This window comes from Roseibium sp. 10G30-5 (genome assembly GCF_055809635.1).
The window spans coordinates 2094294-2116601 of sequence record NZ_CM147918.1; the positions used below are offsets into that span (position 1 = coordinate 2094294).

Here is a 22308-nt window from a genome sequence, read left to right on the forward strand (position 1 = left end):
GGCTGAGCCCGCGCCTGTTTGCTCCCCGGACCGTCGCGTGACGTGACGCGAAGGGAGATGAACATGGCGGTCAATAAAGTGACCCTCGCGAACCGGTGGATGTCCGTGACGGACGTCATCGACCGGCTGCGCCGGGCCCGAGAAAATCGTGAGCAGCAATCCAGGCTGCTTGATGGACTTGAAGGGCGAGCGAAGCAGCGCCGCGATGATGTGGAGCGCTCGCTCGCCGATCTTCCCCACAACCAGCGCAGCCAAGTCGTGACCCGCGCCGTCAACAGCTTCCGGTCCGAGTTGAAGCGCCAGTCCCTCGACAGTCGAGTGGCCTATCTCAAGGCGATCGGTGCCTTGCGCGAGGACGCGAACTCGGCCCGCGCGCATTATCAGAGTCCTGTGCAGATGCTGGCCCGCGAAGGTCTCGGCTCGGAGCGCCGCAGCCGCCTGCTTCACCAGATCGAAAAGTCCGGTCAGATCGAACTGGCCTCGCTTGCCGCTTTGGCCGCATCGACCGGCGACAAGGAACTAGCGGCGGCGCTCCTCACCCGCAATTCCGGCCTGCCGGTCAACGACCGGGCTTTCTCCTCGCAGGAACTGGCCGACGCGCTCGTCGGTGACGAATGGCGCAAGGTCAATCAGGCGATTGCCGAGGTTGATCGGCTCGCCGTCGAGGCGGTTCATGCCGATAGCGCCTTCGAGACGGGAAAGCCGAACGCCACCCGCGCCGTGAACATCGCCCTGATGCGGCGTGATGAGCAGGCCATGGGTGCCGACCTCACCGACCTTGAAGACGAAGACGCCGAAGAAACCCAGGAGGACTGAGTTATGACTACTTTCGCTTTCTACCCCGCTCGTGAGGAGCAGCGCCGCGCTGACGGGCTCAATTTCGCTGTTGCGGTGGGCGCTTCCGCATCCACCGCCCGCGTCGTTGCCGAAACCTTGCTTGGCGAGCCGAATGCGCTCGTCGGCTGGTCGTCCGTCGATCTCACTGCGGCGCCTGCCGCCTTCGTCGCCGGTCTGCCGGTCGGTGCGCGGGCGCAATCCACGTGGCCGAACCTTGACCGGGGCGGTTCGTTCATGCGCGGGACCTGATCATGGCCAGACCGCGCACCGCCTATAAGGAAAAGCTCTTGTGGCTTCTGGCCGGAAGGTCGGTCATCCAAGTCAGGGACTTGTGGGGCGGGGCCGGTCTTGACCGCGATTGCTATGCCGATACGCCGCTGGAACGCTACCACCTCGCGCGGCTGATCGAGGCGGGCTATCGGCCCGTGTCGGTTCCGGTGCTGTCCGGTACGCATTCGACATTCATACTCGTCCGCGATCCGTGGGCCTTGGACAGTTTCGCGGGCGCAGTCGATCCCGGCTTTCGGCCTTACTGCAAGACGGTGATCCGCTCATGACACTTCTTGTTCATCGGGCACAAAGGGAGAGCGGCCATGGCCGGACTTGATGATTTTGCCAACCGCATGAGCCGGATTTCGGTCGAGGTCGAAGACGGCGTCGAGCAGACTGTGAAGGACTGCGCAGTCGCCGTCACCCGCACCGTGATCAATGCCACCCCGGTCGATACCGGCAGGGCTCGATCGAACTGGACGGCCGAGTTGGATCAGGCGCTTCAAAAGCTGTTTCCGGCTCATGTCCCAGGCGAGAAGGGCAGCACGGCAACGGCAAATGCCGAAATCGCCATCGGGAAGGCCGAAGCCGTAATCGAACAATTCGACATCGGCAAGAACGGCTCGATCCATATCTCGAACAGCCTGCCGTATATCGGTGCACTCAATGATGGGCATTCAGCGCAGGCGCCGGCCGACTTCGTGAAACTGGCCGTCATGGATGGTCTGGCTACCGTCCGCGGAGCCAAAATCCTGAAAGACTGAGGGCCGCCCCACGCTCCCGAGGATCTATATGCACGATAGCGTTCAACGGTAACCCGAGCCGGTGGACGCCTTTGGACTTGATCTCGACCGTCACGACCTGGATTTATGCGGGCATCGCGACCTGGTACGGGGCGGCGATCGTCGGCGGCGTGCTGATCTTGATCGCCGAGCGATTCGACCGCAGGCGCGAGCCGTCCGACGCAGACGTTAGCCACGCCGCTGTTCGCTATCGCCAGCATTATGGCGAACAGGCATTCATGGTGATCGGCGACCACATGCTGGCTGCGTCCTTCGCGCCTGACGGTCGGCACAGGCAATTCCTCAAGCGGGTTTCGGCCGAGCTGCTGGCAACCAGCGTCTCCGACGAGGACCGATCCCGCGCCATCGAGCCCTGAAGATTCTCCCTTCCGGCAGGGTTCGCGGACGCCCTCATCCGCGACAGCATGGTCCCAGCGGCATCCCGCCGTTGGAAGACATCACCATGAAGAAGCCGAACGCGAGAGAGTTGCCGCTGGTCAAGCGGCGCGTCGGGGCATTGCTGGACAAGACCGAGGCCAACGGCTGCACGCCGGGCGAGGCTGCGGCGGTCTTCGAGAAGGCCGAGGAACTGATCGCCAAATACAAGCTCGATCCGGGCGCGTTCCGGTGGCCGCCGAGGCCTTCGACGACGTTCGGCTCGGCGACATCGGCGCCGAAGCCTTCGAAGCAGCCACGGGCCGCCGCATCGGGCCGTGGACGCGGCATCGGCAAGCTCGCCGAGCAACTGATCGCGGAGCATCAGGATTGGACCTACCGTCGCATCGCCGAGGAGGTGAATACCCGGATCGACGGGGCGAAAACTAGCGAGAAATCTGTCAGGTGGTATGCAAGCAAGATGCAGAGGCGTTCGTCGTAATTCACCTAGTGGGTCACGTTCCAATTTGGATGCGCAATCGCGAGCTATCGACATGCAGCCGCCAAATCCCGCTAGAAGTTATAACTTGCGATGGTGTCGAGGAATAAGCTCTCACCATCGGCCAGCTCGTCAAGCATATGAAAATTAATGGGCTGCGGAGCGTCGACAATCAGCAGCCCTTTCACCTCGGGCGTCTTCGGCAACTTCAGGTTTTTAGCTATCGCTTCTGCTCGGTCCCGCAGATATTGAACTCTGCGGATATGGCGAAGCATCTTATCCGGCTTCTCGCGTCCCTTTGAATCTCGATTCGTTCGACCTCGATATTCCGACATTCGGGCCGCTGCCTCGGTTTCCGTGCGGCAAAGCCTTACATCTTTTGCCTCGACCACGTAGACGCGGTCGCGAGCTTCGGTGACGGCAAAAACATCGACATCGCCCAGCTCCGGCGGCACCTTCTGATTCAGGATGGCGGACAATTTTGACCGCGCCGTAGCATCCAGTCCAAGTTCACGCAGGCGTTGCGCCACAGACTCCTCGAACGCCTCCCCGGCAAGACGCCCTTGCTCTCCGGCATAGCTCCGTGCCCGGTCCGACTGCCAGAAAGCATTATTCAGATTTCCTTCCATAAGCCCGGAAATGGAATACATGGCCGAATCCGAGATCAGGATCGGAGACATCAGTACGAGCGGATCGTCCTTACGGTCGTCCATCATCAGAAGAGGGCGATTGATAAGTGAAAACGGCCTATCGAAACGCCCTAGATCAATATCGGCTTCTGGCAGTCCCGCCGTCCAGCAACTCCGTCTTTGAAGAGTCAGACGCGTCAGGATCGGTTGCGGGTCAATGTCTTTGAACGACGGGTGCTTTGCCAAAATCCCGGCAAGTTCCGAGTGCCTCGCCGCAATTATACTGAGCTCGCTCGCTTCAGCGAACTCCGTAAGCGCGAACTGCAGATCGATAAACGCGTCGGCCGAAACTCCGTACTCAGCCTCAATCGCCCGTTTCAAGTCCGCGTTCCATCCGGACCGTTTTTCCAGCGGCTGCCACTCGCGTCGCTCTTTTTTGACGTACTCGTCGGAAGCAAAGTCGAGACTTTTGTTTGTCGCCCAAAGGGCTCCAGGTTCTAGGAGCTTGCTGAGCATCGCCCGTTCCGTAAGCACATCACCGGCAGGACTTAGCTTGATTTTTGGCGGGATAAGTCCGGCGCGTATGGTGGCGAAAAGCTGGCTGTTTCCGATCAGCAGGAGTATTTTGGCGTAGAGTTCTTCCACGTCGGCACGGCCGGGTTCAAGACCGCCATCTTCGGGCGCTTCACATGCGGCGATTTCCAGGATCGCTTTTGCCGCGCGCTGTACAGCGTTGATCTCGTTCTGCCGCTCAAAGGCCGTTTGATTTGCTTGATCACCACGGATAGCGCGCAAAGCGCGGATCGTTCCCCGCCACCTTGCCTGCTCACGCCTCCCTGCCTTGGTAGTCGTGTGCAACTGTTGTTGCCAGCGCTATGCGATTGAAGCTGCGGATATCGCGGACAATCGAGGCCAACATTTCCTGCTTGTATCTTGCAAGGAATTCCCGGCACTGATCTTCACCTTTGATATCTATTCCCTCAGCCCTGCTCCGAAAGGACCAGACCGACTGACATTTGACGAGCGACGAAGCGGAGAGAGGAACACGCTTGAATAATCGGATCAGTTGATGGCCCGCAAGACGTTCAAGCGGTATCTTGGCCTCAAAAGCGTGGAGCCAGCGCCAATCCTTTGTGCCGATGGTAGCTGCAACGATTTCAGCAATTTCTGTCCTCGATAGTGGGTTGTCGCCGGTTTCGCTCAAAAGCTCTACCGCCGCTGCGGCCAACTCAATCTCTGCAATATTCTCTGCCGATTGCAGGAAGGGCAGCCAGCGATCCTGGATAACAATGGCCCCACCTGCGCCATCGTCAGAGCGGCGGATCTCGACGGTATCGCGGATCGACCCTGCTGCCCTTCCGGCTGAAATTCGCTCGAAGGCCTGTGTTTTGGGGATCTCCAAGGTGATACGCATGGCCCGCGTAGGAAACCGGTCGGGACAGCGCTCTACGATGGTGGCGCCGATTGTTCCCAGCCATTGCAGAGTTGCGTTCCATATCTGGTAGCGCCACTCCCTGCTTTCGCCCTCGTTGGCTTGGGACTCTATCCACCAAGCGCGCCCAGCGATCGCAACTGCTCCGGACAAGCGGCCCTCGTTGATATCATCAACGCTCGCATAGATCGGCGGCGAGCCGTCCTTTCCCCACTCGGTCCTTTGAACCACTTTGTGCTCGTTTCCAAGTGCTTCAAGGGCTCGATAATTACGCCGGGTAATTCCCTCGATCCGAGGCTCCAGGAGTTCGTTGGTGCCCATGCCAATCATGGTGGGAGGCACGATTTCTGTTAGATGTTCCGGAATAAGATTGCCGTCAGTGGACCGAAAAAATCCGAACAGGTTCAGCAGGCCATTCGCGTTCACAAACTCGAAGCCTTCGGTATTCAATCTGTCATGCTGTTTCAGCAGTCTGACAATGTCCGTGAAATTGCCGCCGTCACACGCCCCGAGTTGGGTAGCGTCTGCGAAGGCTAACGGGATGAATTGCCAACTCTGAGGGGCTTCTTCGTGCCTAACAGGTGGTGCGAAGCTGTGGGGCACACCCCATCCCGTGAGGAGCAGCACCGTCGCGCTTTCCCGACAATCCCCCTGACTTTCGAGAAAGCGCCAGAAGCGCGAAATGTCATCAGCGATAAACTGATTGGTCTCCTGTGAGAGAGGACGAACCGTTGCAAATCCGGCCTGCGGAAAATCCTCGAAGCTGGTTGGTATCTGCAAGACATGGAGATACCGGCCATAGTCATATTGGGTAACCATGCCTCGCAGCGAATGTTTGACTGGCTCGGAAAGGTTTAGTCTTGGTACAGGCCAAAAGCCAGTTGCTTCCGCGTGAATCTCTTGCCTGCGCATAAGCTCATACTGCAATCGGTTGGTCATACCGCCGTTGATTGCGGTGTTGGCGAGGACGCTCCGAACAGCAATTGAAATGTTGTTGGGGCTGACGACCAGAACTTCGCCGCGAAGCGAGAGAAGCGGATAAAATTCAAGAGGTGTGTCCCCTATGGCGCTGGTGCTGACGAACGGAAGTGCCTCCGCATCCAATACAAAGGGGATGAGCGAAGCAGGCTGGACACCAAGCATCTCCAAATCTCCGTGGGTAAATCGAACCCGTTGAGCGAGCTGGGAGAGCACGGAATCGTCCGGCAGCGCTATGCTCCCGAACGTGTCGCCTCCAGAAGGCGTGCCCCGATCTACTTGCGCTCTCTGCGCAATTGCATCGCTCAGGATCAGAAGCGAACGCGTGGCACGCAATGCGTCGCGCTTGAGTGATGCGTCGGGCAGCATTTCAAATGCTTCGATGAGCGTTTGCGTGTAGGCGGTTGCCTGCTCCCATTGGCCCGGAAAGATTCGAAAGTTGCCTTGTCTCGTAGCGATGAGGTCGCAAAGCAAATCTTCGTTCGGGTCCTCCAGCCGGTTTACGCCCGCTTGCGACAAGCCCTCATTCAAAGCCCGCTGTAAATCTTGAGAGGTTGGTTTATGAGCACCTTCCGACTTGCTCAACACGAGTCTCAGGAGCCAATCGAGCCTAATGCCGTTCGCATGGAATTCGGGAACAGTGCAGAGACCGGACAACACAGCGGCGGCATATTGCTTGTCCCATCCGCTGATCTTCGACAACTCGGCATTCTCCGCGACAAATACCTTCTCAGGAATGTCCGGCGGCATCATGCGTGCAAAAATTTCTTCTAGATTGTTCTCTCCGTCTTCAATTTCCATCTTCGATTCATTTCTCTAACGCTGGTCGCGCTATTTCTATCGGTGCTAGCAGATTGCATGTCGCACGATCCAGGGTGGAAGCCAATACGCTCAAGGCTTTCAGAAGCGTTTTCAGGTTTCTGACCCCAACGTCGCGTCACGAAAGAAGAAACTGTCTACTGTCCTTTCACGAACAGGCCCGAACAGTGAGGTTGTTGCAAGGAGATCCTCCATCTTGGCATCAGTCGCCCAAGGTTCGTCGACGAGACACCAGTCGAGCTGAAAGTACTCACCGTCCTTCGAGATCAGAAGCCCGACCCCCACTCGAGTTTTCAGATCGTACTTCGCCGCTTGGGTGAACATCGTAACGGCACTCATTCTCATCCTGGAGCCGTCCGCTCCCGTTGCTGGCCAATCCGGATCCATGCTCGCGACCATGAACGTACAGTCAGTTCTCGGGAAGGCGAATCTGAACGGCCGACGAGGTTCTCCAACCTTACTGGCCTCAAGGGATCTGACGAGCCTGGTTTTGAACTCGCGCCAGATAGATCGGGGAACGCGAGCGAACTCCTCCATGATCCGGTAGTATTCCGAGCTCCCGTCCGGATTAACAATATGATCTTGAAGGTCACGCATTATGTTTGACAGATCGAACGCATCGAAGTCCTGCACGAATGCGCCCAGCCGTTTAATCGATCCCGGCTCTGGGAGGTCCTTACCTGAAAGGAATCCGACCATGATGTCGGCTTCCTCCACGACAGCGCCAGCCTCTCGTAGTCGCGGCAGGACAGCTTCCCGATATTTAAAATAAAGCCGCACGTCGTCAGGGACACGTAACTTGTCTAAAACGCCGAGATAGTCATTCGCGGCTAGGGATATGGACGAAGCCGGCGGTAGCCGAAATGTGGAACTTGGTTGCCCAACATTCCTCTGGCAGCGACCGTCCGGGGAGGAATACAACTATCTTTTTGACGTCTTCGAGGTCGGCTCCTCGAATCGCGACTTCATAGCCATGCCCATTGGCAAGGCGGATCTCCTCATTCTCGGCCAGGTAGCGCATGGAGGCCTTGATTTGATCTGTCGCCTTGCGGAGCACCTTCCTCTGAAACCAATGACGCTCAGCCTCTGGGTCCGACGTCTCTTCAGCCCGCTCTTTAAGCTGGAAAATGAAGGCCAACGAGCCGATTTTGACAATCCCGTCTGCCAGTTCGACTTGCTGCTTTGGACGAGGGAAAAACCGCGTCTCGGAGAAGGTGAATTCCCTCCAGAACGTGGTGGCGTTGAGCTGAGCGGTGAATTCTTCGAGCGTCATACGGCGCAGGATAGGCGTCTGCTGGCGAACTTTGAAGGGCTTGTCCCGGAAATGGTGCCGGCGGAGAGGATCGAACTCCCGACCTTCGGTTTACAAATTGAAGCGGCAAATCGTTTCGTGAGGTAGGCTAAGGACCTGACTTCGCGTTAAGGTAGCGTTGCGCTGGAAATGGTGATCCCGACTGGATTCGAACCAGTGACCCCGAGATTAGGAATCTCGTGCTCTATCCTGCTGAGCTACGGGACCAATTTGGCAGTTTTCGGTGCCTATTCGGTACTTGGTCGATACCGAAGCGACTTATGGTTATGATCCGATTAGCCTTTTCGTCTCAAGAGCGTCGAATTAGGAATCTGATGCTCTATCCTGCTGAGCTACGGGACCACGGGGTCGGTGCATAGCACGAATTCTTGAGGTGTGCGAGCCTCTTTGCGGCACTTTACAGCAACGGACATGGCTCTGAAACATCACCAGACAACCCGGCTCGACAGACCTTCACAGATGCGAGACCATGGCACTGCCGCAATTGCCCATCAGGCTTGCCGCACAGCGAGAGAGGCTTTGATCCTGCACCCGGCAAGCACCTGCAAAAACCTGAAAGACCGACTGCATGCGTTTACCTCATGCGACGGCGGCCAGCGAGAAATCCGATGCGGTGCGCGGGTTTTTTATGCGAAGACTTTCGCATGCGAACAACCCGATCGCCGCGGTCTTTTCCGAAAGGGTATCAGATTGGCGCCGGTGATCGCCTGCCTTATGGGGATGCCACTGACTGCGCGTGCGGATATACTTGCAGATTGCCTGCCTTCAAAGCAGACCCTATCGCAGGGCGACATGCCTGTCAGCCACCAGACGTCCGCGATCCGCGTCGTCGGACCAAGCCGCGGCGGGCTCTATTTCGGACCCAACGGGCACCGGTTTATCGCCACCGATCTGCATCCTCCAAAGACCGGCATACAAAACAGAGTACAGCCAGATGTGACCAGATGGATGGCCTATCCTTCCGGCCCCGAAAACCGCTGGGGACTGACGCCAGCCTTGGCTTGTTCGAGACACGCAAGGTCCTCGTGACAAAACAGATGCACTCAGTGATATAAAAGTCACTTTGATGCAGGCGGAAGCTGTAGAACAAGGGCGCGCGCTCTTTGCACCCCATGCTGCAAGTGCTTCATGTGCCAGAGATTTTCTGCAACTTGAAGCTCAAGCACGTGCGCACGGTCAAGGACTATGGCGCAACTATAAACCGCTTCCCGCGTTGCACTTGAGGCAACTTTCGACCCGATCTGGCCACTTTGTTCTGATCGAAGGGACCATAGTTTCTCTTGGAAAAACTCCCAAGACGCTTTATCTGAATTTTGGTGAGGACTGGAATACGGATCTGACCGCAACACTGGACCGAACGGCAGAATTACGTGTCAGCAAATGGCTGACGCAACAAGGTTTGAGATTGACCGATCTGCCGGGAAGGCACGTGCTGTTGCGAGGTTTGATAACGAATAAAAAAGGTCCCCTGATGCACGTAACCCACCCCGGGCAGCTCTGGCTTTTGGAAGGCAAAAAGGACAAAGAGTGACACAGCACTTGCGCCCTGCTCCGACCACACGAAACGCGCGCTTCTCTTCGACTGATTTTCTTCGCAAGCTGATGGTTGTGGCCATGGCTGCAAGCCTTGACCGGGTGTCAACTTTTTTCCGACACCACTCCCGAGGGCCGCGTCATTGCGCCCGGCACGCTGCGCCCTGCCAGTTCCAACAGCGATATTGGCGCACGCGAGCATCCCCGCGTCGTTGCCACCTATGGCGGTGTCTACAAGGACCCTGGCGCGGAACGCGCTGTCGCAGGCATCGTCGGTCGCTTGGTGGAAGCCTCCGAGGACCCCTCTCAGTCCTACCACGTTACCATTTTGAACTCGCCCGCCATCAATGCCTTTGCCTTGCCGGGCGGCTATCTTTATGTCACACGCGGCCTGCTGGCTTTGGCCAATGACACATCAGAGCTGGCCGCCGTTCTGGCGCACGAAATGGCACATGTCACCTCTCGTCATGCCATTGCCCGCCAAAAACGTGCAGAAGCCCGCGATCTGGCTAACCGGATCGTCACCAATGTGGTCGACGACAAGGAGAAAGCGCGCGCGGCCATCATGTCGTCCGAGCTGTCCTTTGCCCGCTTCTCGCAAGCGCAGGAACTTCAGGCCGATTCCATCGGCGTGAAAACGCTCGCAAAGGCTGGCTATGATCCTTTTGCCGCTGCGCGGTTCCTGAAAGCCATGGCTGCCTATTCCGACTTCGAATCCGCTCAGGAAAAGAAGAGTAGCGCGCCGGACTTCCTTTCGTCGCACCCCTCAACGCCGGAACGCGTGAGTCTGGCCATTCAGGAAGCCCGTCACTACGGCGCACCGGACGTCTACAAGGCAGATCGGGACACCTATCTGAGCGAAATCAACGGCATGCTTTATGGCGATGATCCCCTGGAAGGGTTCGTGCGTGGCCGCTCGTTCCTGCACAAGGCGCTGGCCATCAGTTTCACCGTCCCCAAGGGCTATGTGCTGGAAAACTCACCGGAAGCAGTACTTGCCAGCGATGGTGATGGTGTGGCGGTGCGCTTTGATGGCGCTGACATCAGCGGGTTCCCGACGCTGGACGCTTACATGCGCTCCGGGTGGGTCAACGGCTTGTTGCCAGACAGCATTCAAAGCAAGACAGTCAATGGTATTCCAGGCGTCACAGCCGCCGCAATCACCCAAGGATGGTCGTTCCGCATCGCCGTTTTCCGCATCGGCGGCACTGGCTATCGCTTCATCTTTGCAACACGCCAGCCGCAAAGCCAATTTGAGCAGGCGTTCAGTGATACACTTCAAACCTTCCGGCAGTTGAGCCCAACCGAGCAGGCACGCTTGCGTTCCCTGCGCATCAAGGTGATCCGGTCCAAGCCGGGAGATACCCCGCGCAGTCTGGCAATTGGCATGAGCGGGATAGAGCCCTCCCGACGCCTGACGTTCTTCTCGGTGCTCAATGCAATCGAACCGAACGACAGCATCAGGCCGGGGACGGCGATCAAGCTGGTGGTCGACTAATCAGAAGTTCTCTGGACGTGACGAAATCGAAGCGAGATACACGAAGGGCGGGACTGCACCTGGCAAATCCCGCCCCTTTCACGAATTTTTCTATCTACGGCTTACGCGCGATAGACGCTCACATCACTGTTTCGCCTGACAAGTGCCGCCCGTAACTTTTCAATGGCGCGCCCTTCAATCTGGCGCACACGTTCCTTTGAAATGCCAAGCGACTTGCCAAGCACCTCCAGCGTAGCACCGTGGTCGGTCAGGCGACGCTCTGTCACGATCTGCTTTTCACGCTCAGACAGACCCTGCAACGCCTGTTGCAGCCAACGGGTTCGCCGTTCGCCGTCAATCGCACCAGAGACGAGCTGATCTGGACCTGGCATTTCGCTGACGAGAAAGTCCTGACGCTCTGCGCCATTGCCATCCTCATCATCCGATTGCGGGGCATTCAAAGACATGTCCGGAGCGGACAGCCGCGCGCTCATCAACGCAACATCCTTCGGCTTGACGTGCAGAGCATCCGCGATTTTCTGGTGCATCTCCACGCTCGTCAGATTGTCTTGCGTTCGGGACAGACGAAAGCGCAAGCGGCGCAGACTGAAAAACAAGGCTTTCTGTGCCGAGGACGTCCCACCGCGCACGATAGACCAATTTCGCAGAATGAAGTCCTGAATGGAGGCCCGGATCCACCAACTCGCATAGGTCGAAAACCGAACTTCACGGTCGGGATCATAACGCGCGGCCGCTTCCATCAAGCCGATATGGCCTTCCTGGATCAGGTCGCTGAGCGATAATCCATATTTTCGAAAACGGCTGGCAATGGCGATAACGAGGCGCGTGTGCGCCATCGTCAAAGTGTCGAGCGCCTTCTTGTCTCGGTCTGCCTTCCAACGCGTCGCAAGCGATTGCTCTTCTTCACGCGTCAGATAAGGCGCCTTGCGCGCGACGTGCATGAGATGACTGTTTGTATCCGGCTCAAAGATCTTGATGGACATTGCATATCTCCAGATCAATCTTAGCCATAATTACGCAACAGAACTGACTCTGGATCACCACGAATGCCTGAAAGCTACACCACCCTCGAACATGGTTGACCATATCTTAGCCCGGCATGCGATACTTTGAGCATGCAAACAAAAAGCCCCCGGCTGCAACACCAGGGGCTTCCAAAAGGTCTCGCCGTCACACCACAGGCTGACGGATCAATTAAGAGGATCAGGCAGCAGCTTCTTCTTCCTTAGTCATCTTCATCGCTTTCTTCACCGGCAGCAGCCTTGGCGGCAGCCTTGATACGGCTCGGGGATTTCTCGAGATTCTGCTCGATCTGCTTAACAGCTTCCGTTTCGGTGCACTTGTTTACGGCCGCAATTTCACGAGCCATGCGGTCAAGAGCAGCTTCATAAAGCTGGCGCTCGGAGTAAGACTGTTCAGGCTGACTGTCGGAGCGATACAGGTCACGCACAACTTCAGAAATGGCGCTCAGATCACCAGAGTTGATCTTTGCTTCATATTCCTGAGCGCGGCGGCTCCACATGGTGCGCTTGACGCGCGGACGACCACGAACCGTTTCCAGAGCCTGCGTTACAGCTTCCGGATCTCCCAGCTTGCGCATTCCCACCGAAGCAATTTTCGCAACGGGGACGCGAAGCGTCATCTTGTCTTTTTCGAACTCGATCACCAGCAGTTCAAGCGACATACCAGCCACCTGCTGCTCTTCGATCGCGGTGATCTGGCCAACACCGTGAGCCGGATACACGATATACTCGCCGGTTTTGAAACCCTGACGCTGCGCGGCTTTTTTGATACCTGTCGCCATGCTCTTTTCTACTCCTGCGCAGTTGCCGGTCTAAAAGACCGTTCGAGAGCCACACAAAAGCGGCTCTTTATAATTTTTAATGACGCGCACAAAACCAACCTGCGATCCTTTTTCGGGAACGCCTGTTGATATTGGGCGTATCTGGGTGGTCAGCCGTTCAAATCCACTTTAGAAAGTCCCTATCAGGTGACGCAGCAAAACAAGATCGTTCACAAACCATCTTGGCATGCGACTGCATTGGGGCCTCCTTTAGGGGGGACTTGGGTACGTCCAAACGACTATCCAGCAAATATAGCACAAGTTTCTGAAAAATTAAAGTGTAACGATAGGTGGTTTCATTTATCGCAAACACATTGCCAATAATGACAGGCTTTTTCGCAGCGCGTGTTTACCGCTTTTTAAGAGCACAAAATTTGGCTTTGAACTCAACGACGCTTTTGCCCTGATCCACGCTCATCGCGATATTGTTTGCCAAAGACAGACAAAAGGCGCGCCCCGAAGACGCGCCTGTCTGATTTTAATGCAGAAAAGTGATCTGCGGGCCCTGCCTCAGACGCCGGTGCCTCAGCTCTGCGGAGAAATATTCCTCAAGCTTGTTCTTCTTGCCGTCGAATTCTTCCGCTTCAGGAAGCGCTTCCTTCTTCTCGGCAAGGTTCGGCCACTTCTCGGAATATTCAGCGTTCAGCTCGATCCACTTGTCGAGACCCGGCTCGGTATCCGGCAAAATAGCCTCGGCCGGGCACTCAGGCTCACAAACGCCGCAGTCAATACATTCATCAGGATTGATGACGAGCATGTTCTCGCCCTCGTAGAAGCAGTCCACGGGGCAGACTTCGACACAATCGGTGTACTTGCACTTGATGCAGTTATCTGTGACGACGTAGGTCATCGAAATCCTCTATCGCGGCTATGGTCTCGTAACTGGCGGTCTTGATCGCAGTCTTGAATAGGCAAGCACGATCTTATTTTATTTATGTGTTGGGTATCCTTTTTAAAGACAGCGCGCAAGCTTCGTTGGCCGTGCAAAACAGGCCGTCTCTGAAAAGGCTTTTCGGGAAATGCGACAAGGTGGAAAACTGGTTTCAACCCTTGTCCATAAAGGCGTCCAGACGCCGTCGGTCACGTTTTGTGGGCCGTCCGGCACCGAAATCACGGCGTGGCGTGGCCTCCTCGGCAGCGGCAGATTTCGTCGGAGCTTCGGGAGACAGATCTTCATAAAGCAAGCGCGCTTCTTCATAAGGGCCGCGCCGTGTTCCAAGACCGAGAACCGTCAGAACAAGCACCCTACGCTCCAGCGTAATCGTCAGCGTATCGCCAACCTTCACGGTCTTGCTCGGCGACGAGATCTTGTCCTTGTTGAGCCGAACGTGACCGCCGGCCGCAAGTTTCTGCGCCAAAGTGCGCGACTTCGTGACCCTGGCGTACCAGAGCCACTTGTCTATCCGCAGGGCCCCACCGCCCCCATGATCAGCTGCACTGGAAATCAGGATTTATCCTTCGTCTCCAGCCCTTCCTTCAATGCAAGAAGAGCTGCAAAAGGCGAATCCGGATCCACCGGCTTGTCGCGCTTGGGCGGCCGCGGTGTCTGGGACTTGGAGCCAGCGTTTCCACCCCGACCCGACGCACCATTTGGACGATTACCGCGACCCTTGTGGGGCGCGCCACCGCGTGGCCCGTCTTTCTGATCCCGGTCGCGAGACAGGTTCTGAGACCGGCCTTGCCCTTGCTTGCGGGCGGCGTCACCTGTCGCGCGACCGCGCGCGCGGCGCTCCGGGCGACCCGGCCGCCAAATCTCGATGGTCACGGTTTCCGTGTCCGTCGCATCTCCAGGAGCAACCACATCGCCAGTGGCGGTTGTGTCAGCAGCAACCTCCGAAGCACCGTCATTCGATGGACCAGCATCTGCATCAGCAGTCGCAGTCTCAGCCACAGGCGTCTCGCTCGATGCGGCATCCCCCGCACCAGTAGATTCAACGGGAGAGACCTCGGTCGCCGCCGCATCTGCGGCCTCCGCAGCAACAGCAACGGGTCGCTCCACCTCACGGGTTTCAACACGGTAGCCAAGAGACTTGAGCACTGACGAGAAATCCTCGCCCGCACAGCCCAGAAGGGATGTCATCGCAACGGTAACGGTGAAACCGCCGCCTTGCTGAATAGCGCCCTCCGGTGGCGACACAGTTTCGTCCAGTGGCTTCCAGGCGATCAAAGGACGGATCAGGTCAGCCAGACGCTCCAGAATATCCACGCGCACGGCACGAGCACCACACACACGGAAGCCGACGACTTTGTAAAGCGCCTTGTCGATGGACGGATCCACCGGGATCGACGTGCGACCAGAGGCCGAAAGCTGCGGCAACTCTTCAAGACCTTCCATGTCCATCGAGCCATGCCTGAGTGCCCAGAGCTGCGCCAGAAGCTGACTCGGCGCGGGCTTCAACAGAGCCGGAATAAAAATCGTATAGGCACCGAAACGAACGCCCATCTTGCGTAGCGATGCGCGCATATCCTGATCAAGCTGACGAATTTCTTCAGCAGCCTTCTGGCGTTCCAATGTGCCAAGATCTTCAGCCAACTGGAACCCGACACCTCGCGCCAGACCATCAAGGCCTTCGCCGTCGCGCAGATCGACCAGAGGTTTCAACAAGGTGTCGATCTGAGCCTTGAGCCACAAATCAATGCGATGTTGCACTGTTTCGCGAGCCGGCCCCGTCAGGGTCTCGTCGGCCAGCAACATCGCTGTTGGGGTCAGGACAGCTTCGCCTGCAACGATCTTTGCCACTGGCTCGCCGCGCCAGCGGATCGTTCCATCAGACGACAGGATGAAGTCGCCATTCTCCGCACGCCCAAGCTTGTCTGCCCGGCTCTCGATTTCGACAGCCAGGGCCTTTTGGGCCGCAGCCCGCAGGGTTTTACCATCAGGACCGTCGGCAGCCGCATCGGGGGCAAAACGGAACCCAAGCAAATTCCCGATGTGCTGACCTTCTACGAGCACATCCCCGCCCGGTGAAATTTCCGCTTCCAGCATGGCGTTCTCTCTCAAACGTCTCATCAATACACTCGTCCGGCGGTCCACGAAACGCTGAGTAAGGCGCTCGTGCAGTGCGTCGGACAGCTTGTCTTCTATCTCACGCGTCACGCCCTGCCAGTGAGCCGGATCGGCCAGCCAGTCAGAGCGATTTGCAACAAATGTCCATGTCCGGATATGGGCTATCCGGTTTGCCAGTGTGTCGATATCACCATCAACGCGGTCTGCGAAGTCCAATTGACGCCGAAACCAACTATCTTCGACCCTGCCGTCTTTGATCAAGTGGGTATAGATATGACCCAAAATGTCGGCATGATTGGCGGGGGCGATTTTCCGATAGTCCGGGACCTGACAAACATCCCATAACAGTTGAAGTGCGGCACGACCGTTTGCCATCGCGGAGACGGCACTATCTCGTGTCAAATGTTCAAGAGCTGTAACATCGTCCCCAGCAGGAGCCCGCGCAAGCCCCTGTTCCTTCGGGACGTCGTCCAAACTGCCTCTTAATGCAGCCAGAGAGGTAAAATCCAGCTGGGTGTTGCGCCATTGCAGCACTTTCAAGCCATTGAACTCATGGCTTTCAATTTGGGCAACCAGATGATCGTCCAGCGGATCGACCCGCCCTGTCACGCCAAAAGTGCCGTCCCGCATGTGACGCCCGGCACGTCCCGCAATCTGCCCCATCTCGCCCGCAGTCAGGTGACGATACTGAAATCCGTCATATTTCCTGTTTCCCGCAAAGGCAACATGGTCAACGTCCAGATTCAAGCCCATGCCGATGGCATCTGTTGCCACCAGATGTTCAACGTCGCCATTCTGGAACAATTCGACCTGAGCGTTGCGCGTTCGCGGGCTGAGAGACCCGAGCACCACCGCCGCACCGCCACGTTGACGCCGGATCAATTCGGCAATGCCGTACACTTCTTCTGCGGAGAAGGCGACAATCGCCGAACGGGCAGGAAGGCGCGAGACCTTCTTCGACCCGGCATACGTCAGCACAGACATACGCGGCCGAGTAATGACGTTCAGGCCGGGGATCAGCCTTTCCAGCAATCCGCGTACCGTACTGGCGCCCAGCAACAGGGTTTCAGACTGGCCCCGAAAATTCAGAATGCGGTCGGTAAACACATGACCACGGCCAAAATCTCCCGCCAACTGCACTTCGTCGATCGCGACAAAGTCTGTCTGCAAATCGAGCGGCATAGCCTCAACGGTCGACACCCAATACCTGGGAGCTTTGGGAATGATTTTCTCTTCGCCGGTGATCAACGCGACCTTGTCTTTCCCGACACGTTCGAGAATACGGCCATAGACCTCACGCGCCAGCAGCCGCAGGGGAAGTCCGATCAATCCACTGGAGTGGCCCAGCATCCGTTCAATGGCGAGGTGGGTCTTGCCTGTATTCGTGGGACCCAGCACAGCCGTCACAGTGCGTGAACGAGCGGCGGGTGGAAGCGGCATTTTCAAAGGACGGGACATCAATAACTGATACGAACTCTGGCTTCTACAAACAAGGCAAAGCTGACTAGGCTCCGAGATTGCGATTCTCTAGCACAGGGTCTGTAGGCTGTCGCCTCTTTCTTCGGAAATGTATCTGAATTGGTCCTGCGCCCGCACAAATAGACGCCCAAACACAAGAACAACGGGGAGAACGCGGGTCAGCCAAACCGTCATTTTCGCCACAAATTCGGCCAAATGACGCCCAACCGTGCGTCAAATCAATCAAATCGCGACGCGAGGCAGCAAAAGCGGCAGAGACGTCCGGAAAGTTAACGTCTATTGAAATTTGTGTTCCGCATAAGGCCAGAAAAACATTAAGCAATACGGCGCATTCCTGCGTCAAACAGCGTTTTGGCACAAATAGAGAACAAATATCGTCCGAATCGGGATTCCAGAAAAATCCGCTTTTGTTCTATACAAAATATGGAAAAATCGCCAATTTGACCACACGATCTTGATCAGACTACGGCTCGTTTTCCGCGCAAGACATTCTGGCAACAATCTTACTTTTTGTCTGTCAACTGACCTTTTTACGTAGTGCAATTTTAATTCAAAACGTTCACATCTAAGAGACTGGGTCGGAACGTAACCGGCAAAATCCGGCCTCATTGCGCGCGCGTTGGACAACGTCGCCCTCAGCATTTTTAACGAGATACTTTATACCAAGACTTTCAAAAATAAATTTCACAGGCACCCCATGAACCGACGTATTCCAAAAGTTCTGGATCTCATCGACGCAAGCGCCGAGCGGCAGACAGTTGAAGCCGTTCAGGACGATATTCGCGGCCTTTGCGAGGTCTATCAGTTTTCATTTCACAACATCGCCAAGCTCAAGAAACCCGGCCGCATGGGACCGTATATTTCGCTGGCGAGTGACCTCAATCCAAAGTTACATGACAGCTACATCAACGGCCAGTACCACCTCGACAATCCCATTGTCGACATGGCACGCCGCAAGGGAGCACCCTTGTTGCTCTCGGAAGCAGCAAGCTCAGGCGCCCTGCCTCCACGCGGACGCAAGCTTGTCTCGATCATCCGGGCGGCGGATGTAACCGAAGCTGTTCTCGTGCCCAATTTCGGCGAAAACGGGATGGACGGGTTCGCGATCTACTCCGGCAAGCAGCCGGAACTGGATTCCAAGGACCTCAAAGTGCTGGAGCTCGCCAGCCACACGTTTTTACGCCAGCTTATCAAATTGAGCACGCCCGCTGCCAATGACGACAAGCTCATGCCCCGGCTCACAGCCCGCGAACGCGAATGTCTGTCCTACACTGCCGCCGGCCTGACCAGCCTCGACATTGCCGACGATCTGGGCATTTCCCACCACACCGTCGATTGGTACCTAAAGGAAGCCGTCAAGAAACTGAAGGCAAAGAACCGGATTCACGCCGTTGTTCTGGCGATGGAAATGCATCTGCTGGACTGATCGTCGCTGCTCTGCACCATTTCTGGCGAACCCTTGGTTAACAGGCCTCTTTCTTTCTTTGACAGGGACAAGTAAAAATCCCTAGGGTAGTTCACCTGCCACAGCATTTTGTTATCGGCACGCCTTGGGAGACGCTTTTGGGAATTCGCAAGATACTGGTCGCCAACCGCTCGGAAATCGCAATCCGCGTGTTTCGCGCTGCAAACGAACTGGGCCTGAAAACGGTCGCCATCTATGCCGAACAGGACAAGCTGGCCCTGCACCGTTTCAAAGCCGACGAGGCTTATCAAGTTGGCGCCGGGCTTGGTCCAATCGAGGCCTATCTGGCCATTGACGAAGTCATCCGGGTCGCCAAGGCGGCAGAGGTTGACGCAATCCACCCAGGCTATGGCCTGCTGTCGGAAAGTCCTGAATTTGCCGAAGCATGTGATGCTGCCGGCATCATCTTCATTGGCCCGCGCCCCGAGACGATGCGCAGCCTCGGCAACAAGGTTGCCGCGCGTAACCTGGCCATTGAGGCTGGCGTTCCGGTGATGCCTGCGACCGATCCATTGCCTGATGACATGGACGAAATTCGCAAGCTCGCCAAACAAGTTGGCTATCCGGTGATGCTGAAGGCATCGCGGGTGGCGGCGGACGCGGCATGCGTGTCATTCCGGACGAAGAAACACTGAACCGTGAAGTCGTTTCAGCCAAGCGCGAAGCCCGCGCGGCCTTCGGCAAGGACGAAATCTATCTGGAAAAGCTGGTCCAGCGCGCGCGCCACGTTGAGGTTCAGATCCTCGGCGACGGCGACGGCGGCCTGGTCTCATCTGTTCGAACGTGACTGCTCTATCCAGCGCCGACACCAGAAAGTCGTGGAGCGGGCGCCCGCCCCTTATCTGGACCCAGCCAAGCGCGAAGAGCTGTGCAACTACGGTCTCAAGATCGGTCGCACGGTCAACTATCGCGGTGCGGGAACAATTGAGTTCCTGATGGATGCCGACACCGGTGACGTTTACTTCATCGAAGTCAATCCGCGCGTTCAGGTTGAACACACGGTGACGGAAGAAGTCACCGGCATCGACATCGTCAAGGCACAGATCCAGATCGCCGATGGACATAAGATCGGCTCCGCAGAAAGCGGCGTTCCGCTTCAGGAAAACATCCGTTTGAACGGCAATGCGTTGCAGTGCCGCATCACAACGGAAGACCCGGAACAGAACTTTATTCCCGACTATGGCCGCATCACAGCCTATCGTGGTGCAACCGGATTCGGCATTCGTCTGGATGGCGGTACAGCCTACTCCGGCGCAGTGATTACCCGGTTTTACGATCCGCTTCTGGAAAAGGTCACAGCCTGAGCCCCGACCTGCGACGAGGCTCGTAAACGCATGAAACGCGCCCTGCGCGAGTTTCGTATCCGCGGCGTGGCAACCAACCTGGTATTCCTTGAGAACATCATCTCTCACCCCTCGTTTGAAGCGAACACCTACACCACCCGCTTCATCGACGACACGCCGGAACTGTTCGATCTCGATACCCGCCGGGACCGAGCCACCAAACTCTTGACCTATATCGCGGATGTCACCGTCAATGGTCACCCGGAAGCCCGCTCGCGTGCCAAACCGAGCAAGGATATTGCTCTGCCGCAGGTGCCTGAGTTTGGCAATGAAAAGCCCGCTGGCAGCAAACAATTGCTGGATGAACTGGGTCCAAAAGGTCTCGCCAAGTGGATGCGCGAGCAATCTCGTACCCTGATCACCGACACCACCATGCGCGACGGGCACCAGTCGCTTCTGGCGACCCGCATCCGCACGCATGATATAGTCAAAATCGCTGATGCTTACGCGTCAGGCCTGCCGAACCTGTTCTCGCTGGAGTGCTGGGGCGGCGCAACGTTCGACGTCTCTATGCGCTTTCTGACGGAAAGCCCCTGGAACGTCTGCAATTGCTGCGTGAACGTGCGCCAAACATTCTGTTGCAGATGCTGCTGCGCGGCTCCAACGGCGTTGGCTACACCAACTATCCCGACAATGCGGTGCGGTTCTTCGTCAAACAGGCGGCAGAGAATGGCGTCGATCTCTTCCGCGTCTTCGACTGCCTCAACTGGGTCGAGAACATGCGCGTCTCCATGGACGCCGTTCTGGAAGCCAACAAACTGTGCGAAGGCACCTTGTGTTACACCGGCGACCTGTTGAACAGCGCCCGGCCGAAATACGATCTCAAATATTATGTCGGCTTGGTGAAAGAACTCGAAAATGCGGGCGCGCACATCATCGGCATCAAGGACATGGCCGGGCTGATGAAGCCACAGGCAGCCCGGATGCTGGTCTCTGCATTGCGCGATGAAACCGATCTGCCGCTGCATTTCCATACGCATGACACCTCCGGCATTGCCGCATCCAGCATTCTGGCGGCGGTTGAGGCCGGTGTGGATGCCGTGGATCTGGCAATGGACGCCCTGTCCGGCATGACAAGCCAGCCGTGCCTCGGCTCGGTTGTTGAAGCACTTGGCGACGGTGAACGGGAAACCGGCCTCGATCCAAAGGTAATCCGTCAGATCTCCTTCTATTGGGAAGCCGTGCGCAATCAGTACAAGGCCTTTGAAAACGATCTCAAGGCGGGCGCGTCTGAAGTCTATTTGCACGAGATGCCGGGTGGCCAGTTCACCAATCTGAAAGAGCAGGCTCGCTCGCTTGGACTGGAAACCCGCTGGCACGAAGTAGCGCAGACCTATGCCGATGTGAACATGATGTTCGGTGATATCGTCAAGGTCACGCCGTCCTCCAAGGTGGTGGGCGACATGGCCCTGATGATGGTCAGTCAGGGCCTCACCGTTAGCGACGTCACGAACCCGGCGAAGGATGTTGTCTTCCCGGATTCAGTGATCAGCATGTTGCGGGGCGATCTTGGGCAACCGCCCAACGGCTGGCCGGTTGATTTGCAAAAGAAGGTCTTGAAAGGCGATAAGCCGATCATGGTTCGCCCGGGCTCACTGCTGGATGATGCGGATCTGGATGCCGAACGAAAAACGGCAGCCGATGGTGCCCAGAAAGACATCAACGACAAGGATCTCGCCTCCTATCTGATGTACCCGAAGGTCTATCTCGACTTCGAAAAGACGCAGAAGCAGTATGGACCGACATCCGTTCTGCCAACGCCTGTGTATTTCTACGGGCTGAGTGTCGATGAAGAGATCTTCATCGATCTCGAACCTGGCAAGACAATGGTGGTGCGCTGTGTCGCAGTTTCTGAAACTGATGAAAACGGTGACAAGAAGGTCTTCTTCGAGCTGAACGGGCAGCCACGCGGCGTCAAGGTTCCAGATCGCCTGCATGGCGACGCGGCCAAGGTCGTCAAGCACAAGAGCGATCCAGAAAACGCCAATCATGTAGGGGCACCAATGCTCTGGCGTAATCTCCACCGTTGCGGTGAAAGCCGGTCAGGATGTTGCCGCAGGCGATGTTCTGTTGTCTATCGAAGCAATGAAGATGGAAACCTCGCTGCATGCCGAGCGCGACGGCAAGATCGCCGAAGTGCTGGTCGCACCGGGCGCTCAGATTGATGCCAAGGACCTATTGGTTGTCTTCGAAGAAGCTTAAAAGCC

General features: G+C 56.9%; 18 protein-coding genes, 1 tRNA gene and 1 pseudogene. 11 read left to right on the forward strand and 9 right to left on the reverse strand.

Annotation, left to right across the window (positions count from 1 at the left end):
• Nucleotides 1–63: 63 nt before the first annotated feature.
• The 6 genes from AC0L7U_RS10620 to AC0L7U_RS10645 all read left to right on the forward strand — a co-directional run bounded on the left by AC0L7U_RS10620 (nucleotide 64) and on the right by AC0L7U_RS10645 (nucleotide 2766).
• A complete protein-coding gene (locus tag AC0L7U_RS10620) occupies nucleotides 64–816 on the forward strand; it encodes a hypothetical protein (protein WP_473690547.1) in 753 nt (250 codons plus the stop codon).
• A gap of 3 nt (nucleotides 817–819) precedes the next feature.
• Nucleotides 820–1086, forward strand: coding sequence for a hypothetical protein (locus AC0L7U_RS10625; RefSeq protein WP_473690549.1), 267 nt, complete (start codon nucleotides 820–822; stop codon nucleotides 1084–1086).
• Between the two features lie 2 nt (nucleotides 1087–1088).
• Complete coding sequence (locus AC0L7U_RS10630) at nucleotides 1089–1394, forward strand: hypothetical protein (protein ID WP_473690550.1); 306 nt, start codon at nucleotides 1089–1091, stop codon at nucleotides 1392–1394.
• Nucleotides 1395–1430: 36 nt separating this feature from the next.
• Nucleotides 1431–1871, forward strand: a complete 441-nt coding sequence (locus AC0L7U_RS10635) for an HK97 gp10 family phage protein (RefSeq protein WP_473690552.1) — start codon at nucleotides 1431–1433, stop codon at nucleotides 1869–1871.
• A gap of 77 nt (nucleotides 1872–1948) precedes the next feature.
• Complete coding sequence (locus AC0L7U_RS10640) at nucleotides 1949–2266, forward strand: hypothetical protein (protein ID WP_473690554.1); 318 nt, start codon at nucleotides 1949–1951, stop codon at nucleotides 2264–2266.
• A 71-nt stretch (nucleotides 2267–2337) separates the two neighbouring features.
• A complete protein-coding gene (locus AC0L7U_RS10645; RefSeq protein WP_473690556.1) occupies nucleotides 2338–2766 on the forward strand; it encodes a DUF2786 domain-containing protein in 429 nt (142 codons plus the stop codon).
• Nucleotides 2767–2837: 71 nt separating this feature from the next.
• Here AC0L7U_RS10645 and AC0L7U_RS10650 read toward each other — a convergent pair whose 3' ends face one another.
• The 3 genes from AC0L7U_RS10650 to AC0L7U_RS10660 form a co-directional block, all read right to left on the reverse strand.
• Nucleotides 2838–4187, reverse strand: coding sequence for a hypothetical protein (locus tag AC0L7U_RS10650; RefSeq protein WP_473690558.1), 1350 nt, complete (start codon nucleotides 4185–4187; stop codon nucleotides 2838–2840).
• Nucleotides 4188–4218: 31 nt separating this feature from the next.
• Nucleotides 4219–6603 (reverse strand): hypothetical protein, encoded by a 2385-nt coding sequence (locus AC0L7U_RS10655; protein ID WP_473690560.1) that lies wholly within the window; start codon nucleotides 6601–6603, stop codon nucleotides 4219–4221.
• A gap of 111 nt (nucleotides 6604–6714) precedes the next feature.
• Complete coding sequence (locus tag AC0L7U_RS10660; protein ID WP_473690562.1) at nucleotides 6715–7338, reverse strand: hypothetical protein; 624 nt, start codon at nucleotides 7336–7338, stop codon at nucleotides 6715–6717.
• A gap of 121 nt (nucleotides 7339–7459) precedes the next feature.
• On the opposite strand from AC0L7U_RS10660, the gene AC0L7U_RS10665 reads away from it, so the two are divergent.
• Nucleotides 7460–8020: a hypothetical protein gene (locus tag AC0L7U_RS10665; RefSeq protein WP_473690564.1), complete on the forward strand. Its 561-nt coding sequence runs from the start codon at nucleotides 7460–7462 to the stop codon at nucleotides 8018–8020.
• Nucleotides 8021–8063: 43 nt separating this feature from the next.
• On the opposite strand, the gene AC0L7U_RS10670 is transcribed toward AC0L7U_RS10665, so the two are convergent.
• A tRNA-Arg gene (locus AC0L7U_RS10670) sits at nucleotides 8064–8140 on the reverse strand.
• Between the two features lie 859 nt (nucleotides 8141–8999).
• Here AC0L7U_RS10670 and AC0L7U_RS10675 point away from each other — a divergent pair.
• On the forward strand, nucleotides 9000–9464 hold the full coding sequence (locus tag AC0L7U_RS10675; protein ID WP_473690566.1) for a hypothetical protein: 465 nt from the start codon (nucleotides 9000–9002) through the stop codon (nucleotides 9462–9464).
• A 96-nt stretch (nucleotides 9465–9560) separates the two neighbouring features.
• Entirely contained in the window at nucleotides 9561–10964 is a 1404-nt protein-coding gene (locus AC0L7U_RS10680) for a M48 family metalloprotease (RefSeq protein ID WP_473690568.1), read from the forward strand.
• 101 nt (nucleotides 10965–11065) lie between these two features.
• Here the strand turns inward: AC0L7U_RS10680 and AC0L7U_RS10685 are convergent, their stop codons facing one another.
• The 5 genes from AC0L7U_RS10685 to AC0L7U_RS10705 all read right to left on the reverse strand — a co-directional run bounded on the left by AC0L7U_RS10685 (nucleotide 11066) and on the right by AC0L7U_RS10705 (nucleotide 17272).
• Entirely contained in the window at nucleotides 11066–11947 is an 882-nt protein-coding gene (locus AC0L7U_RS10685; RefSeq protein WP_473690570.1) for an RNA polymerase factor sigma-32, read from the reverse strand.
• Nucleotides 11948–12189: 242 nt separating this feature from the next.
• Nucleotides 12190–12768 (reverse strand): CarD family transcriptional regulator, encoded by a 579-nt coding sequence (locus AC0L7U_RS10690; protein ID WP_473690572.1) that lies wholly within the window; start codon nucleotides 12766–12768, stop codon nucleotides 12190–12192.
• A 517-nt stretch (nucleotides 12769–13285) separates the two neighbouring features.
• A complete protein-coding gene (gene fdxA / locus AC0L7U_RS10695; protein ID WP_473690574.1) occupies nucleotides 13286–13657 on the reverse strand; it encodes a ferredoxin FdxA in 372 nt (123 codons plus the stop codon).
• A gap of 193 nt (nucleotides 13658–13850) precedes the next feature.
• A complete protein-coding gene (locus AC0L7U_RS10700; protein ID WP_473695763.1) occupies nucleotides 13851–14252 on the reverse strand; it encodes an RNA-binding S4 domain-containing protein in 402 nt (133 codons plus the stop codon).
• Complete coding sequence (locus AC0L7U_RS10705) at nucleotides 14252–17272, reverse strand: helicase-related protein (RefSeq protein WP_473690576.1); 3021 nt, start codon at nucleotides 17270–17272, stop codon at nucleotides 14252–14254. The genes AC0L7U_RS10700 and AC0L7U_RS10705 overlap by 1 nt, the downstream gene beginning before the upstream one ends.
• 718 nt (nucleotides 17273–17990) lie before the next feature.
• On the opposite strand from AC0L7U_RS10705, the gene AC0L7U_RS10710 reads away from it, so the two are divergent.
• Both AC0L7U_RS10710 and pyc read left to right on the forward strand, forming a co-directional pair.
• Complete coding sequence (locus AC0L7U_RS10710) at nucleotides 17991–18719, forward strand: helix-turn-helix transcriptional regulator (protein ID WP_473690578.1); 729 nt, start codon at nucleotides 17991–17993, stop codon at nucleotides 18717–18719.
• A 137-nt stretch (nucleotides 18720–18856) separates the two neighbouring features.
• Nucleotides 18857–22303, forward strand: a pseudogene (pyc, locus tag AC0L7U_RS10715) (pyruvate carboxylase).
• Nucleotides 22304–22308: the final 5 nt, after the last annotated feature.

Excerpts from the sequence above, each read along its gene's own strand:
- AC0L7U_RS10690 (WP_473690572.1), bottom strand. The coding sequence starts at position 12,768 with ATGGCGACAGGTATCAAAAAAGCCGCGCAGCGTCAGGGTTTCAAAACC.
- AC0L7U_RS10630 (WP_473690550.1), top strand. The coding sequence starts at position 1,089 with ATGGCCAGACCGCGCACCGCCTATAAGGAAAAGCTCTTGTGGCTTCTG.
- fdxA (WP_473690574.1), bottom strand. The coding sequence starts at position 13,657 with ATGACCTACGTCGTCACAGATAACTGCATCAAGTGCAAGTACACCGAT.
- AC0L7U_RS10665 (WP_473690564.1), top strand. The coding sequence starts at position 7,460 with ATGGACGAAGCCGGCGGTAGCCGAAATGTGGAACTTGGTTGCCCAACA.
- AC0L7U_RS10675 (WP_473690566.1), top strand. The coding sequence starts at position 9,000 with ATGCAGGCGGAAGCTGTAGAACAAGGGCGCGCGCTCTTTGCACCCCAT.
- AC0L7U_RS10655 (WP_473690560.1), bottom strand. The coding sequence starts at position 6,603 with ATGGAAATTGAAGACGGAGAGAACAATCTAGAAGAAATTTTTGCACGC.
- AC0L7U_RS10705 (WP_473690576.1), bottom strand. The coding sequence starts at position 17,272 with ATGTCCCGTCCTTTGAAAATGCCGCTTCCACCCGCCGCTCGTTCACGC.
- AC0L7U_RS10710 (WP_473690578.1), top strand. The coding sequence starts at position 17,991 with ATGAACCGACGTATTCCAAAAGTTCTGGATCTCATCGACGCAAGCGCC.
- AC0L7U_RS10635 (WP_473690552.1), top strand. The coding sequence starts at position 1,431 with ATGGCCGGACTTGATGATTTTGCCAACCGCATGAGCCGGATTTCGGTC.
- AC0L7U_RS10620 (WP_473690547.1), top strand. The coding sequence starts at position 64 with ATGGCGGTCAATAAAGTGACCCTCGCGAACCGGTGGATGTCCGTGACG.
- AC0L7U_RS10625 (WP_473690549.1), top strand. The coding sequence starts at position 820 with ATGACTACTTTCGCTTTCTACCCCGCTCGTGAGGAGCAGCGCCGCGCT.
- AC0L7U_RS10685 (WP_473690570.1), bottom strand. The coding sequence starts at position 11,947 with ATGTCCATCAAGATCTTTGAGCCGGATACAAACAGTCATCTCATGCAC.